The sequence below is a fragment of the Sphingomonas hengshuiensis genome, assembly GCF_000935025.1.
In the GTDB taxonomy this organism is placed as follows: Bacteria; Pseudomonadota; Alphaproteobacteria; order Sphingomonadales; family Sphingomonadaceae; genus Sphingomonas; species Sphingomonas hengshuiensis.
On record NZ_CP010836.1, the window covers coordinates 5,171,856 to 5,190,000 of the forward strand.

An 18,145-nucleotide genomic window follows, 5' to 3' on the forward strand; every position below is an offset into this window, starting at 1 on the left:
CGTCCCCATGTGCAGCAGTGCCGTAACTGACTCTATTCGCTGCGGTTCCGCGGCTGGGTCAGGCGAACGCGGTCTTCGGGATATGGGTGATGCGGCACGCCAGATCGGCTTCGCCCGACGCCACGACATAATGGTCGCCGCCATCGGCGATGCCGGTGGTGAACACCACGTCATGGATATACATCTGGTGCTCGATCGGCTGGGTCAGCGCGGGGTTCGCCTCCAGCAAAGGCGCGTGATCGGTGGCCAGCACGATGCTCGGGTCGTCGCGGTCGAGCAGCGACCAATAGGTGCGATAGATGCCGACGATCTCCTTCGGCTCGACGCCGTGCCACAGGCTGAGCCAGCCCGTGTCGGTCAGGATCGGCGGGGTGCCGCCGCCCATCCGCGCGGTAGCCACCGTCCCCGCATGCGGGCGGATGCCGGGCTTGCGATAGGGTTTCCAGAAATGGCCGTCGGGCGACAGCGCGAGGTTGATCGACGGCCCCGCGCGCCATTCGCTGCCCGGTGGATAGGCGAAATACAGGTCGCCGAGCGGCCGCGTCTGCGCCCAATACTGGCCGTCGATCAGCCCCTCGAAGATCAGCATGTCCTTGTTCTGGTGATCGAGCACGACGTCCTCGAACGTCCAGTCGAGCCCGTCGGGCGAACTGTAGAGCGTCGTCGAGTGCCGCTCCGGGCTGACCGAACAGGTCGTCATCAGATAGCGGTCGCCGACCTTGCTGATCCGCGCATCCTCGACGCCATAGCATTGCAGGCTATCCTGCGGCGCCACTGCGCGATCATAATGGATCGCAACGACCTCCAGCCCGTCCGGGGTCAGCTCGACGGGGAGCAGCCACGAGAGCGACGTCAGCGCCATGATCTTCCACCCGCCGCCGCGCAGCATGAATTTGCGCGGATCGGCGGTGTCGGCGAAATCGAGCGGCCAGGCGTCGAGGACATAGCGGCCCGTGCCATCCTCGCGCGCCTCCCAGCGGATCGAATGGACGTTGCCGTCGCGCACCGGATGGCGCAGCGCCTCGGCGATGCGCACCATCATCAGCAGATTGCCGCTCGCCAGCCGCGTCAGCCCCGGATTGAACGCGCCCAGCACATAAGTCTCCGCATCGAAATGCCCCGCCAGCGGCGAGCGGGACAAATCGATGTCGTCGGGGACGAGGACCAGCCGGTCGACCGGATAGTTCATTCGGAATCCTGCGCGCGCGGGACGATGGTGAGCTGCTGGATCACGGCTCGGCGCGGCTGGGTGAGCAGATAGTGGACGCCCACGGCGATATCCTCGGCGCGGAGCATCGTCTCCGCGTTGATCATCTCGCGCTGCTTGTCCTCGGGGATGTCGGGATATTGGAAATCGGCGCCGGTCTTGCCCGGCTCGACCAGCGAGACCTTGATCCCCTTGGGGCTGATTTCCTTGCGCAGCGCCTCGGCAAAGCCTGCGATCCCCGCCTTCATCCCGGCATAGACGGTCGATCCCGGCCCCAGGATGTGCGCGCTCATCGATCCGATCAGGACGATGTCGCCCTTGTCGCGCAGCAGCTGCTGGGCCGCATGCGCGGTGAGCAGATAGGCGGTGAAATCGACCGCGATCGCATAGCGGAGTTCGTCTTCGCTCATGTCGGACAGGCCGCTGGCGGGGACCGCCGCATTGACCACGACGATGTCGGCATCGCCGAAATTGGCCCGGCCTGCGTCGAAGAAGCGCGTCACGGCGGCGGGCTCGCCGAGGTCGATCGCGACGCCGTCGCCCTTGCCGACCGCGCGGATGCGCGCGAGCGCGTCGTCGAGATGCTCGGGCGTGCGCCCGCAGACGAAGACGTCGACGCCTTCGCTCGCCAGCAGCACCGCGATCGCGCGGCCGATCCCGGTCGTCCCGCCGGTGATGAGCGCGCGCCTGCCCGAAAGCGTGGGCTGGTCGGTATGGGCGTCGGAGCGTTCGGTCATGATTTTCCCTGCCGTTTTCGCATCCAGGCGGGTCGCCTGCGCGCTGTCCTTAAACACCGGGAATGCAAGGAGGTTTCCTCGTTCGACGACCGACGGTCCGCACGCATGACGGGGGCATGAACGATAATTCACATGCCGAAACGAATCGCTTCGGTTAGGTCCCGGCCACGGCCGACAGAGGACTCCTTCCGCCTGAAAGCGCGGTGGGGGTGGGAGCGCAGAAAGCGTGTCCCGAGGCCGCGTTGTTCGAGGCAGTGATGGTCAATCCGGTCTTTTTCGATGCCACCGGCCGCCGGCGTAGCTGGGTCCGGCTGGGGTTCTGGTCGCTGGTCGTGGCGCTGGTGGTGGTGGCGGGGATATTCCTCGCGACGCTGCTCGACGTTCCGCGCGGAAGCGACTTGCCGATGCGGTTCAGCGAGGCGCATCCGGCGGCGCTGCGGACGACTCCGGGCAATGCCGCGGCCAATCGCGGCAGCTGGCTGCCCGCGTTCATCCGCCACCGGCCCGCACCCGCGCGGACGATCGGCTTCTACGTGCCGTGGGACGAGACCAGCGCAGCGTCGCTGCGCCAGCATGTCGGCGCGCTCGACTGGGTGGTGCCCGCGCTCGTCACCGTGGCGGGCCCCGACCACGCCGTCCATGTCCAGCACGATCCCCGTTTCGACCAGATCATCGCGGGCGCCCGCCGCGCGCCGGGGGTGCTGCCGATGGTCCAGAACCTGTCCGATTCGGCGTGGGATTCGGCGGGCGCGGCGCGGCTGCTTGCCAGCGCACCGGCGCGCGAGGCGCTGGCGCGCACGCTCGCCGGGCTGGTCGCCCAGCGGCACGATGCCGGGCTGGTGTTCGATTTCGAAAGCCTGCCCGATGCTTCGCTCGGCGGTTATCTGGCGCTGCTCCGGCGCGTCAATGCGCTGCTGCCTTCGGGCAAGACGCTGGCGGTCACCGTGCCCGCGGGCGATCCGGCGTGGCAGCTCCAGCGCTTTGCCCAGGTCGCCGATCGGCTGATCCTGATGGACTATGACCAGCATTGGCAGGGCGGCGAGCCCGGCCCGATCGCGCCCCAGCCCTGGTTCGTCGACCAGTTGCGCCAGAGCGTGCGCCAGGTCGGCGCGGACAAGCTGATCGTCGCGCTGGGCAGCTATGCCTATGACTGGCACGAGGGCCATGCCGACGCGCTGGCGATCGAGGACGCATGGCTCGCCGCGCACGACAGCGCCGCGACGCCCGAATTCGACCGCGCCAGCGGCAATACCGCCTTCGCCTATGAGGAGAAGGGCGTCCATCACGACATCTGGATGCTCGACGCGGCGGCGACCTGGAACCAGCTCCGCGCCGCGCGCGCGCTGGGGGTGGGGAGCGTCGCCTTGTGGCGGCTGGGGACCGAGGATGCCGGGGTCTGGCCCGCGCTCGACGCCTTTCGCACCGGCAAGCGCCCCGATCTGACGACGCTGCGCCCCGCGACCTCGGTCGATGTCGAGGGCAATGGCGAGATATTGCGGATCGCCGCCTCGCCCGGCAATGGCGAGCGCCAGCTCGATTTCGATGCCGCGGGGATGATCCGCGACGAGCGCTATGTCCGGCTGCCGACGCCCTATGTCGTCCAGCGGACGGGGGCGGTGCCGGGGCAGGTGGCGCTGACCTTCGACGACGGGCCCGATCCCGAATGGACGCCCAAGATCCTCGACGTGCTGAAGCAGGCGCAGGTCCCCGCGACCTTCTTCGTCATCGGCGAGAATGCGCTGCAGGAGCCGTTGCTGCTCCGCCGGATCGTGGCGGAGGGGCACCAGATCGGCAACCACAGCTATACCCATCCCAATCTCGCGCTCGAATCCGCCGGCACGACTACGCTGGAGCTGAACGCGACGCAGCGGCTGGTGGAGGCCTATACCGGGCGCGGGATGCGGCTGTTCCGCGCGCCCTATTTCGGCGATGCCGAACCGACCACCGCCGACGAAATCGGGCCCGCGCTGACGGCGCAGACTCTCGGCTATACGGTGATCGGGCTCCACGTCGATCCGGGTGACTGGACCCGCCCCGGCGTCGACGCGATCGTCCAGCGCACGGTGGATCAGGTCGTCGCGGGCAATGCCGATCGATCGGGCAACATCATCCTGCTCCACGACGGCGGCGGCGACCGTGCGGAGACCGTCGCGGCGCTGCCCCGGATCATCAGCGAGCTTCGCGCGCGCGGCTATCGCTTCGTGCCGGTCTCGACGCTCGCGGGGCTGACTCCCACTGCGGTGATGCCGTGGATCACGGGGAGCGACCTGCTCGCGGTGCGCGCCGATGTCGCGATCTTCGTCGCGCTCGCCGGGCTGGCCTGGGCGCTCAAATGGGCGTTCTTCATCGCGATCGCGCTGGGCATCGCGCGCGCCGTGACGCTCGCCGCGCTCGCGATACGCCAGCGCCGCAACGAGGACCGCAGCCCGCCCGAATGCACCCCCAGCGTGACCGTGATCGTGCCTGCGTACAACGAAGCGAAGGTGATCGAATCCTCGGTCCGCCGCGTCCTCGAAAGCGCCTATCCCGCGATCGAGGTCATCGTCGTCGACGACGGATCGAAGGACGAAACCAGCGCGATCGTGACCGCGGCGTTCGGCAGCGATCCGCGCGTCACGTTGCTGACGCTGGAGAATGGCGGCAAGGCGCGGGCGCTCAACCGCGCGCTGGCGATCGCGACGGGCGAGGTTATCATCGCGCTGGATGCCGATACCCAGTTCGAGCCCGAGACGATCGCCCGCCTCGCGCGCTGGTTCGTCGATCCGCGGCTGGGCGCGGTGGCGGGCAATGCGCAGGTCGGCAACCGAGTCAACCTCGTCACCCGCTGGCAGGCGATCGAATATATCACCGCACAGAATCTGGAGCGGCGCGCGCTGGCCGGGTTCGGGGCGATCACCGTCGTCCCCGGCGCGGTCGGGGCATGGCGCCGCGCCGCGCTCGATGCGGTGGGCGGCTACCCCGAGGATACGCTGGCCGAGGACCAGGACCTGACCATCGCGATCCAGCGGCGCGGCTGGCGCGTCAGCTATGATCCCGATGCGGTCGCCTGGACCGAGGCGCCCGAGACCTTCCGCGCGCTGGCGAAGCAGCGCTATCGCTGGGCGTTCGGGACGCTGCAATGCCTGTGGAAGCATCGCGGCATCGGGCGTGATCGCACTGCCCCCGGCCTCGCCTGGATCGGGCTGCCCCAGGCATGGCTGTTCCAGATCGCGTTCGCCGCGCTGTCGCCGCTGATCGACCTCGCGCTCGTCGCAGCGCTCGCCTCCACCGCGATCAAGGTGTGGCAGCATGGCTGGGCGCAGACCCAGACCGACGTGCTAACCATGGCGGTCTATTGGGTTGCGTTCACGGCGATCGACATTGGCTGCGGCTGGACGGCGTATCGGCTCAACAGCCGCAAGCTGCGCTATCCGGCGCTGCTGCTGGTCGCGCAGCGCTTCGTCTATCGCCAGCTGATGTACTGGGTGGTGCTGCGCGCCATCGCCTCGGCCTTTGCGGGGATGTGGGTCGGCTGGGGCAAGCTGGAACGGACCGGCAGCGTCGATGCCCAGCCGGCGCCCGGCGCGCAAAAGATGACATAGGTTTCATCCGCGCGCCACCACGCTGACATTCGCACCCTGGCAATCGGGACCCATGACGCTCTCCTCTCCCTTCCCCCGCCCGCACCGCCGCTGGCTGCCCCGCAGCTGGCGCGGGCGCATCGCCGCCGCCGTGCTCCTGGTCGTCGCGCTGCTGCTCGGCCTCTATGCCGCTGCCGGCTTCTTCGATCGCGATCCGATCCGCCTGTTCGCGGCGGATCGTGCGCGCAGCGACGTGGCGGCGGTCTATTTCTCGGGCGACATGGGGCTGCGCTTCGGCATGGGCCGCTATGTCGCCGATGGGCTGGCCAAGTCGGGGGTGCCGGTGCTCGGCATCTCGTCGTCGACGGCATTCGCGACGCATCACAGCCGCGCTCAGACCGACGCGATCGTCGCCGATGCGATCCGCCAGACGCTGCAACGGACGGGGGCCAAGCGCATCGTCGTGCTCGGCCAGTCGTTCGGCGCCGACATCGTCCGCGTCGGGCTGGCGCATCTGCCGCAGGATCTGCGCGGCAAGGTTGCCGCTGCGGTGCTCGTCGTGCCGGGGCAGAATGCCTATTTCCGCGCCGATCCCTCGGGCCTCGCCTATCGCGGCGCCCCCGATGCGACCGCCGCCGAAGCGCCCTTGCTCGGCTGGCTGCCGCTCACCTGCATCCGCGGCGCGACCGAGACCGACAGCCTGTGCCCCGCGCTGACGCTGCCCAATGTCCGGCGGATCACGCTGGCGGGCGGGCATTTCCTGCGCAGCGACCATGCGCTGCTCGTCCAGACGATCCTGCGCTCGCTCGGCACCACGCTTTCGCCGATGGGGAGCCGCTGATGCGCCGGCTTGCCGCGCTGGCGCTGCTGCTCGCCGCCACCCCCGCCGCAGCGCAGGGGCCGGTCGCACCGCCCGACCCCGTCTTCGGCACCTGGGCCAATCCGAAGCACAGCATCGAAGTGCGGACCGCGCTGTGCGGTGCCGATCTGTGCGGCGCGATCGTCGCCGCTTCGCCCCAGGCGGAGCAGGATGCGCGCGACGCCGGGATCGATCGGCTGATCGGCATCGAATTGCTGCGCGACTATCGCAAGACCGGCGACGCGCGCTGGTCGGGCACGGTGTTCGTCCCCGATATGGGGCGCAGCTTCACCTCGCGAATCGTGCAGGTGTCGCCGAATCTGCTACGTATTTCGGGCTGCATTCTGGGGGGGCTGATATGCAAGTCGCAGGACTGGACGCGAGTCTGAGCGCAGGCGGGGCGGCACGGGCCCGGCGCAGCGCGATGCGGCGCCGGTTGCTGCGGCCGCTGATGATCGTCGCAGTGCTCGCGGTCGGCGTGCTGGCGTTCGCGGCGATGCGCGGCATCCTCGCCGAGGTCCATTACCACGACATCCGCCACGCCATCGCGGCAGTCGGCCCGGAGCGGCTGGTGCTCGCCGCGCTGCTCACCGCCGCGAGCTATTTTGCGCTGACCTTTTACGACTGGCTGGCGGTGCGCACGATCGGGCACCGCCTGCCGTGGCGCACCGCGGCGCTGGCGTCGTTCACCAGCTATGCGCTCAGCAACAATCTGGGGTTTGCGCTGCTCACCGGCGGATCGGCGCGGTTGCGGGCGTACGGCGCGGCGGGGCTGGATTTCGCCGATGTGGCGCGGATCACGGTGATCGCCTCGGCCACCTTCTGGGGCGGGATCATCGCCGTCAGCGCCGTCGCGCTGCTGTCGGCGCACACCGATTTCGTGCTCGGGCCGTTCGCGTTCGGAGCGGGGGCGCAGCGGCTGCTCGGGCTGGGGCTGGCGGCGGGGGTTGCGGTGCTGCTATGGCTGCGCAGCCGCGGCTTTGCCGAGATCCGCGTCGGCGGCACCAGCATCCCGGTGCCCCCCGTCCGGCTGCTGGCGCTCCAGATCGGGATTTCGGCAGTCGACCTGCTCTGCGCCTCGACCGCGCTCTATGTGCTGGTGCCCGGCGCGCCGGTCGCGCTGTTCGGGCTGTTCTTCCTCGCCTATGTCATCGCGATCTTCGCCGGGCTGGTGACGCATGTCCCCGGCGGGCTGGGGGTGATCGAGGCGGTGATGCTGGCGCTGGTGCCGTTGGGGCGGCCCGATCTGTTCGCCGCGCTGCTGCTGTACCGGCTGATCTATTACCTGCTTCCGCTGGCCGTGGCGGGCGCAGTGCTGGCGGGGGTGGAGGGGCACAGGCTGCGGCGCCCGCTGCTCGCCGGGCTCGGCGCAGTCGATCGCGTCGGGCAGGCGCTGGCGCCGCCGCTGCTCGCGCTGCTGGTGTTCGCGGGCGGGCTGACGCTGCTGGTGTCGGGCGCGCTGCCCGGGCTCCACGATCGCATGACGTCGCTGCGCGACCTCGTGCCGCTCCCCTCGGTCGAGGCGTCGCATTTCGGCGCCAGCCTGGTCGGCACCGCGCTGCTGCTGATCGCGCCGGCGGTGCAGGCGCGGCTCCAGAGCGGGTTCCAGGCGGCACGGCTGCTGCTGCTCGCGGGCGCTTTGTTCTCGATGCTCAAGGGCATCGACTATGAGGAAGCGTTCGTTCTCCTCGGCGTCGCCGCGCTGCTGCAATATAGCCGCCGGGGCTTTTATCGCAGCGCCGGGATCGGCGCCGCGCCGATCGCGCGCTGGTGGTGGGCGGCGGCGCTGATCGCGCTCGCGCTCAGCGCCTGGGCGGGGCTCTTCGCCTATAAGCACATTCCCTATTCGGACGAGATGTGGTGGGATTTCGCCTGGCACGGCAACGCCCCCCGCTTCCTGCGCGCGACGCTGGGCGCGACGATGCTGGTCGCGGGCTGGGCGTTCTGGCGGATCATGGCGGCGCCGGCGGCGGTCGCGCAATCGTCGGAGCTTCCCGCCGCGGTCGCACAGGCCGCGTTCGCGGCGACCGATCGTGCCGATGCGATGCTGGCCTATACCGGCGACAAGAGCTTTCTGGCCTCTGCGGCGGGGGACGCCTTCCTGATGTACCGCGTCCAGGGGCGGACCTGGGTGACGATGGGCGATCCGGTGGGGCCGGCGGCGGCATGGCCCGACCTGATCTGGGAGATGCGTCGCCGCTGCGATGCCGCGCGCGGACGGCTGTGCCTGTTCCAGGTGAGTGCGGAGATGCTGCCGCTGCTCGTCGAACTGGGACTCCAGCCGATGAAATATGGCGAGGAGGCGCTGGTCGACCTGTCGGGCGGCTTCACGCTGGCGGGCAGCGCGTATAAATCGCTGCGCCATTCGACCAACAAGGCGATTGCAGGCGGGCTGGTGTTCGAGGTGATCCCGGCGAGCGAGGTCCGCGCGCACGGCGATGCGTTGCGGCGCGTGTCCGATGCCTGGCTCGCGGGGAAGGTCGGGCCCGAAAAGGGATTCAGCCTGGGGCGGTTCGATATCGACTATCTCGCGCGCTTCGATTGCGCGGTGCTGCGGCTTGGCGGGGAGATCGTGGCCTTCGCCAATATCTGGGAGACGCCCAATCGCGCCGAAATCTCGGTCGATCTGATGCGGCACCTCCCCGATACGCCCTATGGCGCGATGGACCTGCTGTTCGTCCGGCTGTTCCAGCATGGCGCCGAGCGCGGCTTTGCGCGCTTCAACCTCGGCATGGCGCCGCTGTCGGGGCTGCATGGCGGCCCGCTCGCGCCGATCTGGGCGCGGCTGGGCGCGGCGGTCTATGGCCATGGCGAGCGGCTGTACGGCTTTTCGGGGCTGCGCGCGTTCAAGAGCAAGTTCTCGCCGACCTGGGTTCCCCGCTATGTCGGGATGTCGCCCGGCATCTCGGTGCCGCGCGCGCTGCTCGATCTGGTCCACCTCGTCGGGGGGTGAGCAGCGCGCCCGTCCCTCGCGCGCGAGCGAACAGCGCCGTAGTTTCGCTGCCCGGGCGCGTTTCGCTCGCGATGGTGGCCCCCGGGCTGCGGAAAAAACGCCCGAAATCCGACTCTGTCCGCCGCTCCCTCTAAAAAGAGAGGGAGCGCGGGAGTCCTGCTCTTCGGCCGAGGGTATCGGCCCCGGGGAGGAGAGCAGTCACGTCCCGCCGATCGAATTCGATTATCGGAAAGCGGGAAACTCAATGAAGACGTGCCTCCTCGTCAGCGCAGCCGTCCTGGCGATTACCACGCCGGCCTTTGCGCAGAATGCCGACCCGTCTCCGACGGGGGATGCCGCCCCCGCCAAACGGGATGTGGCCGAGAAGGAGGTCTTTTCGACCGGCGTCGCCAAGGGTCGCGACCGGCTGGACAGCGCGACGTCGACCAGCGCGCTGAAGGGGGACGACATCCAGACGCTGGGCGCGCGCTCGCTTGCCGAAATCCTGCGCAACATCCCGGGCATCCGCACCGAGTCCTCGACCGGCGAAGGCAATTCCAACTACACGATCCGCGGCCTGCCGCTGGCGTCGGGCGGCTCGAAGTACATGCAGCTCGAGGAAGACGGCCTGCCCGTGCTCGAATTCGGCGACATCTTCAACGTGGCGTCGGATATCTTCATCCGCGCCGACTTCAATCTCTCCGCTGTAGAGGCGATCCGCGGCGGATCGGCGTCGACCTTTGCGTCGAACTCGCCCGGCGGGGTCATCAATCTGATTTCGAAGACCGGCGACGTCGAAGGCGGCGCGGTGCAGGTGAGCACCGGGCTCGATTATGGCGAGCACCGGCTGGACTTCGATTATGGCGCCAAGCTCAGCGACACCGTGCGCTTCCACTTTGGCGGCTTCTACCGCGTCGGCGAGGGGCCGCGTGCGACCGGGTTCGACGCCTATCGGGGCGGCCAGATCAAGTTCAACGTGACCAAGCAGTTCGCCAACGGCTTCATCCGCGTCTATGGCAAATATCTCGACGATCGCTCGCCGCAATATATGCCGGTGCCCGTCAAGATCACCGGCACCAACGACAAGCCGGTATTCTCCAGCTTCCCCAATTTCGACATCGGCAAGGATTCGACGCTGTCGCGCTACAATCCGGGCCTGACCACGCTCGATGGCGCCAACCAGCCCTATCATGACCCGATCAGCAGCGGTCTGCATGCGATGGTCAAGTCGGTCGGACTGGAAGCCCAGTTCGAAGTCGCCGGGTGGTCGATCAGCAACCGCGCGCGCTATTCGGACATTTCGGGCAGCACGCTGCGCGACCAGCCCTTTTCGATCGATACCGCCAGCGCGATGGCCACTGCGATCGGCGGGGCCGGGGCCACGCTCAGCTACGCCAGCGGGCCGAACGCCGGGCAGCGGATCACCAATCCCGCAACGCTCAACGGCAACGGCCTGGTCGGCAACATGCTGATGCCCGAGGTCAAGGTGCATTCGCTCAACAATTTCACGAACGATCTGCGCGCCAATCGGTCGTGGAAGGTCGGTCGGGGCAATCTCACGGTCACCGGCGGCGTCTACAAGGCGCTGCAGACGATCAACACCGACTGGCTGTACACCAACGTCCTCCAGAGTTTTTCCGGCGACGGGAACTCGACGCTGATCGACGTCACCAATGCGGCGGGCACGCCGGTGACCCAGGACGGGTTCGTCGCCTATGACCTGAACGTCACTCCGGGAACCTATCGTCGCAAGTTCGACGTCGATTACGACATTACTGCGCCTTATGGTTCGGTGAACTATCATATCGGCAAGATCGCGATCGGCGCCAGCGTCCGCTACGACATGGGCAAGGTGCGTGGCCAGGTTTTCGGGTCGGAACTGGGCGGCGGTCGGATCGGGCTTACGTCGTACGACTTCAACAATGACGGCAAGATCTCGATCGCCGAGGGCAAGACCGCGATCCTCCCGCTGACGCGCCCCGCGCCGGTCCATTACGACTATAACTATCTCAGCTATTCGACCGGTATCAACTTCCGCATCGCCGAGCCGCTCGCGGTATGGGCGCGCTACAGCCGCGGCGCGCGCGCCAGCGCCGACAAGATCCTGTTCACCTCGGCAGTAAGCCCCGCCGACGGCAGCATGCCCGTTTCGAGCGACGGCTATGACACCGTCAAGCAGACCGAAATCGGAGTGAAGTTCCGCAAGTCGGGCGTGAACCTCAATGTCACGGGCTTTCTCGCCGACACGACCGACCACAATGTCCAGGGCGGCACGGGGCTTCAGGTGCTGCGCGATTACCGCGCCTATGGCGTGGAACTGGAAGGCAGCTTCCGGCGCGGGCCGTTCCGCCTGACGGCGGGCACGACCTATACCCATGCCGAGCTGGTCAAGGATTATCTGGTCAGCGCAGTGAACGGCAACACGCCGCGGCATCAGCCGAAGTTCATCTTCCAGGCGACGCCCGAGTTCGAGACCAGGCACTTCACGGTCGGCTTCAACGTGGTGGGTAACACCAGCAGCTATGCGCAGGACACCAACCTGCTCAAGATGCCCGGCTATACCGTGGTGAACACCTTCCTGCAGATCAGGCCGGTCGAGCGCGTGCAGTTGATGGTCAACGTCAACAACCTGTTCGACCAGGTCGGCTTTTTCGAAGTCACCCAGGCGTCGGTTCCCGCCAGCGGGATCGGCTGGGGGCGGTCGGTCAATGGCCGCACCATTTCCAGCGCACTGCGCTTTTCGTTCTGACCCCAGTTCGGGCAGCCGGGGCAACGCCGCCCCGGCTGCCGGGAACTTCCCAATCGAGAGTTGTCACAATGTTGAAGTCGCTGAAGATACCACGGAAGCTCGGGTTGTCGTTCCTGACCGTCTGCGCATCGGCTGCGATCATGATGGTCGTGTTCTACAGCAACATCGCCATGATCCGGACGACGACCGACGGCAATAACCTCAGCCAGTCGATCCACGCCCAGGCGCTGACGCTGGAGACCGCGCTGCTGCGCCAGAACAGCCAGCTCCGCGGGTTTCTGGTGACCGCCGATCCGACGTATCTGAAGTCCTATTACGAAGCGCGCGACGAATATGACACGACGTCCGCCGACCTCGAAAAGCGCCTGAGCGACCCCGCGCAGCGCGACGCGGTGCTCGAATCGCGCAAGGAGACGCTCGCCTGGCGCACCCAATGGGGCGATCGGCTGATCGAGGAGGTCAAGGCCGGCCAGCGCGACGCCGCGCAGGACGCAGTGCGCGCCGCGGGCAAGGCGGTTCTGGTCAGCGCGGCGGTGCTCCCGCTGCGCAGCATCCGTGAGGCGCAAAGCGCGCTGATCGAGAAGAATTCGAACAACCAGAATGCCGCGATCAGCTCTGCGATGACGGCATTGATCGTCGGCGGCATCGCGCTGATCGGTGTCGCGATCACGATGGCCGCGCTGCTCACCGGCGTGATCGCCCGACCGGTGACGCGTCTCACCACGACAATGGCCAGCCTCGCGGCGGGTCGCAACGACATCGACGTGCCCGACGTCGATCGCGGCGACGAACTGGGCGACATGGCGCGCGCGGTGCTCGTCTTCCGCGACGCGGCAGTGGCGAAGCAGGCTGCCGAAGCGGCGAATGCAAAGGCCGAAGCCGCGCAGAAGCTGGTGGTCGAGACGATCTCGACGCATCTCTCCGAACTCGCGGGGGGCAACCTCACTGCGCGCATCACCGAGGATTTCCCGGGCGACTATGCCGCGGTGAAGACCAATTTCAACGACGCCGTGACCGCGCTGCGCGCGCTGCTCGCCTCGGTCATGGAAACGACCTCGACGATCCGCACCGGCTCCAGCGAAATCGCACAGGCCTCCGAGGATCTTGCCCGCCGCACCGAATCGAACGCGGCCAGCCTCGAGGAGACCGCCGCCGCGGTGACGCAGATGGATGGCCGCCTGCGCGCCACCGCCGATGCCGCCAAGCGCACGGTCGGCCAGGCCGATGCCACGATGGCATCGGTCACCGACGGCCGCGCGACTGCGGACGAGGCGGTGCAGGCGATGACGCGTGTCGCCGACAGCGCCAAGGGTATCGACAGTGTCATCGAGGGTCTCGACAAGATCGCCTTCCAGACCCGCGTTCTGGCGATGAACGCCGCGGTCGAGGCCGGTCGGGCAGGGGAGGCGGGCCGCGGCTTCGCCGTCGTCGCCGACCTCGTCTCCGCGCTGGCAATGCGCGCCGAGGAAGAAGCGGGGCGTGCCCGCGACCAGCTCACCGCGACGCAGACCGATATCGTGACGGCGGTGCAGGCGGTGCAGAGAGTCGACGGCGCGCTGTCCGACATCTCGCAGGGCGTCGGCGCCGTGCATCAATTGCTCGGCGACATGGCGACGGACAACCAGGCGCAGGCGAGCGCGATCACCGAGATCAGCTCGGCACTGGGCAGCATGGACCAGGCGACCCAGCAGAATGCGGCGATGGTCGAGGAAACCTCGGCTGCGGCGCGCAACCTGGCCGGCGAGGTCGGTACGCTGACCGAACAGGCGCGCCAGTTCAACATCGGCGACGGCGGCGCCGGCCCGGCGCGCAGGATGCCGAGCTTCGACGGGCCGGTGCGTCAGCTGCCGCCCGCCGCGGTCTCCGCGCTGGTGCGCACCCCCAGCGGGGCGAGCGACGATTGGCAGTCGTTCTGAACCGGCTGTGCCGGCGCCCGAAAAGGGACCGGTATCCGGCGGGCGATCTGGGCCGGGTGGGGAGAAGATAATGAACATGATCGCGCGTCTCGAGCGTCTCGACACGGCAGGCCCCGGCGAACTGGCCCGTCAGGCATTGGTCGCGCGCCAGCTCGGCTCGCCCTTCGTCAGCGCGGTGCTGGAGGCGGGCGAGCGCCAGCTTCCCCGCGCCCCGCGCACCGCCGCGCTGATCGCCTCCTGGCCCGACGATCCCTCGTCGGCAGCGCTGGCGATGCGCTTCAACGCAGCGCTTCATGCGCTTGCGCGGCGCGGCGTCCATCCGGCGCTCACCGCGCTCTATCGCGGTGCGCACGCGAATTTCGACGAGGCGATCGGCGCCGCGATGGCCGCCGAGGACGAATTCATCGCCGGTTGGATGCACCACACCCCGCAGACCAACGAAGTCGGGCGCGCGGCGGCGATCGTCGCGGCGCTGATGGCGGCGTCGCAGGAAGCCTCGATGCCGTTCGAACTGCTCGAACTCGGATCGAGCTGCGGGCTCAACCTCAATCTGGGCCGCTACGCTTATGATCTGGGCGGGCTGTCCGCTGGGGACGCGGGCTCCCCGGTCCAGGTCGCGCCTTTATGGCGCGGGGCGGCACCCCCCTTCGCCCCGCTCGACATCCTTTCGGCGCGGGGCGTCGACCTCAATCCGCTCGACGCCGGCGATGTGCAGACGCGCGAGCGGCTGCTCGCCTATGTCTGGGCCGATCAGCCGCGGCGCGCGGCGCGGCTGGAGAATGCGCTCGCGCTGGCGCGCCTGCATCCGCCCCAGGTCGATCGCGGCAATGCCGTGGGCTGGCTGGCGCGGCGGCTGGCCGAGCCGCAGCGCGAGGGGCGCTGCCGCGTCGTCTTCCATTCGATGTTCCTGCAATATCTCCGCGCCGACGAACGCGACTCGATCGTCGAGTCGATCGCCGGCGCCGGCGCGCGCGCCACGGCGCAGCGCCCGCTATTGTGGGTCAGCCTCGAATGGAGCGCGGGTCGGCGCGAAGTGCAGCTTCGCAGCCGGCGTTGGCCCGATGGCGAACCCCGGCTGCTCGCGACCTGCCATGCCTATGGAAACTGGATAGATTGGCGCGATTGAGCGCGGTTTCCACGCCGTGAGCCGCCGTTTCGCGTCATGCCGGACGGCTATATGCAGGCGAAGCGATAGAACATCCCCCCGCCTTGACGACCGGGAACGCCTGCCCGCACTCTGACGATGGAACCAGGCAAAAGCCAGCACACCCGTTCGCGCGAAGGCGCCCATGAGAGATGTCGCGGCTTGAAATCGGGGAGCGCGTGAGATCAGGACAGTCCGGCCCATTGTGGCTTCCGGTATCCCCTGCATCCCGCCGACTCCCTGCCGGGTCCGCAGGGTGAACGATTGCGAAATCATTTCCGGGGGTCGATTATGAATACTCGTTTGTGGCTTGAGCGCACGTCGTGCGCGAGCCTGGCCGCGCTCGCTTTTGCGACGCTGGCACCGGCTGCGTCCGCGCAGACCGCTAGCACCGACACACAGCAGGCGGACGAGGTCGCGGACCAGTCCGATACTGAACTCGTCGTCACCGGATCGCGCATCGTCCGCGATGGCTTCCAGTCGCCGACGCCGCTGGTGGTGATCACGGAGGAGGCGATCCGCGCGCAGTCGCCGTCGAACAACCTTGCGGACTATATCAACCAGATGCCGGCGGTCGCGGGCAGCATCCGCCCCGCCAATTCGCGGCTGGCGATCAGCTCGGGGCTTGCCGGGATCAACGCGATCAGCCTGCGCAACCTCGGCACCGAGCGGACGCTGGTATTGCTCGATGGCCGCCGGTCGGTGGGGTCGAGCATCACCGGCGCGGTCGACATCAACGATTTCCCGCAGGCGCTGGTGAAGAGCGTCGAGATCGTCACCGGCGGCGCCTCCGCCGCTTATGGTTCGGACGCGGTGGCCGGCGTGGTCAATTTCGCGCTCGACAAGAAGTTCACCGGAATCAAGGGCAGCGCCGAAAGCGGCATCACCGACGAAGGCGAGGGCTTCAACTATGCCTTCAGCCTGGCGGCGGGGAAGAGCTTTGCCGGCGGGCGGGGCCATATCCTGGTCAGCGGCGAAGTTGCGCATCGCGACGGCATCTTCGACATGGACCGCGACTGGAACCAGACCGGCTATCGCACGATCACCAACCCGGCCTATACCGCGACCAACGGCCAGCCGCAGAATCTGGTGGTGTCGAAGGCAGGCACCTACAACCAGCTTCCCGGCGGCGTCATCAACAGCGCGACGCTGCGCGGCGGCGGCAGCACCACGGCGCTCAACGGCACCTATTTCGGCCAGGGCGGCAGCATCAACAAATATAATTTCGGCTCGATCACCAACACCACCACCACGGTCGGCGGCGACTGGGCGATCGCGGACGGGCAGCGGCGCATCGGGCTCGATTCGAGCGACGACCGGCGGACGGTGTTCGGGCGGCTGAGCTATGAGCTGTTCGACTGGATCGAGATATTCGGCGAGGCCAGCTATGGTTGGCACCATTCGGTCTTCAACGCTGGCCCGTCGCTGGGCACCGCGACGCTGGCGTCGGACAACGCCTATCTGATCCAGACGCTGGGGCAGGCGACGCTGACCAACCTCAACATCAATACCGTGACGATCGGGACGTCGGGCGGCGACCTTCCCTATCGCAAGAACGACAATACCCGCGACGTGCAGCGCTATGTGTTCGGCGGCGAGGGCGGGTTTGCCGCGCTGGGCAGCGACATCCGCTGGGACGGCTATGTCCAGTACGGCGTCACAAAAACCCACGAAGTCGCGGCGGACATCATGAACACCGCGCGGATGGCGCTGGCGACCGACGCGGTGTTCGCGCCCGCGGGCAATGCGCTGGGCGTCGCGGCGGGGACGATCGTGTGCCGGTCGTCGCTGACCGCGCCGACCAATGGCTGCGTGCCGATCAACCGACTGGGCACCGGCGTCGCCAGCCAGGCCGCGATCGATTATGTGACGGGCGATCCACAGCGCTACCAGACGTTCAAGCAGACCGTCGCGGGGCTCAATTTCAGCCTGAACCCGTTCGCGACCTGGGCCGGCCCGGTGTCGGTCTCGTTCGGCGGCGAATATCGGCGCGAGGAAGTGTCGGGTTCGGTCGAGACGCAATATCGCACCGGCTGGGCCGTGGGCAATTTCCTGCCGACCTTCGGCAGCTACCATGTGAAAGAAGCCTATCTCGAAACCGTGGTGCCGCTGGGACTGGGGATCGAGTTCAACGGCGCGGTACGCGGCACCGACTATAGCACGTCGGGCTATGTCACGACGTGGAAGGCCGGGCTGACCTGGCAGCCGATCGACGACATCCGGCTGCGCTTCACCCGCTCGCGCGACATCCGCGCGCCCAATCTGAACGAGCTGTACGCGGCGGGGACGTCGCGCACCAACACGCTGCTCGATCCGTTCAACAACCGCGCCTCGACGCAATATCTGGAAACCACGACCGGTAACCCGAACCTCAAGGCAGAGGTCGCCGATTCGCTCAACCTGGGCGTGGTGTTGCAGCCCAGCTTCCTGCCGGGCTTCTCCTTCTCGGTCGACGGGTTCGACATCAAGGTGAAGGACGCGATCGGCCAGGTCCGCGCCGAGGAGATCCTCAATCGCTGCTACCAGGGACTCCAGGAATATTGCGCGTCGTTCACGCGCGTGGAGGGAGGCAGCCCGGCGTTGCTCGTGTCGGTGAGCCCGTTCAACTTCTCGAACGTCCACACCCGCGGGCTGGATTTCGACGCCAGCTACCGGGTGCCCGTCAGCGGCGCGGCGACGGTGACGCTCCGCGGGCTCGCGACCTATTACGACACCAGCTACACCAACAACGGCATCGACGCCCCGGTGGAGGCGGCCGGCGCCAATGGCGGGGGCGTGCCGAGCTGGATCTACCGCGCCTCGGCGACGCTCGACACCGGCGATTTTGCTATGACCTTCACGGGGCGTGGCGTCAGCTCGGGAACGATCGCCAACAGCTATATCGTCTGCACCTCGGGCTGCCCGGCATCGACGGTCGCCAACCCGACGATCAATTCGAACCATATGGCGGGCGCGATCTATTTCGATCTCAACCTGACCCAGACGATCCGGATGGGGACGAAGGAGGCGCAGCTGTTCGCGACCGCCACCAACCTGTTCGA

General features: G+C 67.9%; 10 protein-coding genes (1 of these 10 running past the window's edge). 8 read left to right on the top strand and 2 right to left on the bottom strand.

Annotated features, from left to right (window positions below):
* Positions 1-58: 58 nt before the first annotated feature.
* Complete coding sequence (locus TS85_RS23620; protein WP_044335542.1) at positions 59-1,189, bottom strand: glycoside hydrolase family 130 protein; 1,131 nt, start codon at positions 1,187-1,189, stop codon at positions 59-61.
* Positions 1,186-1,944 (bottom strand): SDR family oxidoreductase, encoded by a 759-nt coding sequence (locus TS85_RS23625; RefSeq protein WP_044336929.1) that lies wholly within the window; start codon positions 1,942-1,944, stop codon positions 1,186-1,188. The genes TS85_RS23620 and TS85_RS23625 overlap by 4 nt, the downstream gene beginning before the upstream one ends.
* A gap of 257 nt (positions 1,945-2,201) precedes the next feature.
* On the opposite strand from TS85_RS23625, the gene TS85_RS23630 reads away from it, so the two are divergent.
* The 8 genes from TS85_RS23630 to TS85_RS23665 form a co-directional block, all read left to right on the top strand.
* Entirely contained in the window at positions 2,202-5,525 is a 3,324-nt protein-coding gene (locus TS85_RS23630) for a glycosyltransferase (protein WP_044335544.1), read from the top strand.
* Between the two features lie 52 nt (positions 5,526-5,577).
* Complete coding sequence (locus TS85_RS23635) at positions 5,578-6,345, top strand: AcvB/VirJ family lysyl-phosphatidylglycerol hydrolase (RefSeq protein WP_077228773.1); 768 nt, start codon at positions 5,578-5,580, stop codon at positions 6,343-6,345.
* Positions 6,345-6,752 carry a DUF2147 domain-containing protein gene (locus TS85_RS23640; protein ID WP_044335545.1) on the top strand — a complete coding sequence of 136 codons (408 nt, stop codon included), beginning with the start codon at positions 6,345-6,347 and terminating at the stop codon, positions 6,750-6,752. Before TS85_RS23635 ends, TS85_RS23640 begins: the two co-directional genes overlap by 1 nt.
* Before the next feature lie 35 nt (positions 6,753-6,787).
* Positions 6,788-9,316, top strand: a complete 2,529-nt coding sequence (gene mprF / locus TS85_RS23645) for a bifunctional lysylphosphatidylglycerol flippase/synthetase MprF (RefSeq protein ID WP_044336933.1) — start codon at positions 6,788-6,790, stop codon at positions 9,314-9,316.
* 244 nt (positions 9,317-9,560) lie between these two features.
* Positions 9,561-12,044: a TonB-dependent receptor domain-containing protein gene (locus tag TS85_RS23650; protein WP_044335547.1), complete on the top strand. Its 2,484-nt coding sequence runs from the start codon at positions 9,561-9,563 to the stop codon at positions 12,042-12,044.
* 68 nt (positions 12,045-12,112) lie between these two features.
* A complete protein-coding gene (locus TS85_RS23655; protein WP_044335549.1) occupies positions 12,113-13,960 on the top strand; it encodes a methyl-accepting chemotaxis protein in 1,848 nt (615 codons plus the stop codon).
* Positions 13,961-14,030: 70 nt separating this feature from the next.
* Positions 14,031-15,086 (top strand): DUF2332 domain-containing protein, encoded by a 1,056-nt coding sequence (locus TS85_RS23660; protein WP_044335551.1) that lies wholly within the window; start codon positions 14,031-14,033, stop codon positions 15,084-15,086.
* A gap of 309 nt (positions 15,087-15,395) precedes the next feature.
* On the top strand, positions 15,396-18,145 hold the 5' portion of the coding sequence (locus TS85_RS23665) for a TonB-dependent receptor plug domain-containing protein (RefSeq protein WP_044335553.1). 106 nt of this gene lie beyond the right edge of the window; the window shows 2,750 of its 2,856 coding nt (coding positions 1-2,750); it begins with the start codon at positions 15,396-15,398; the stop codon falls past the right edge of the window.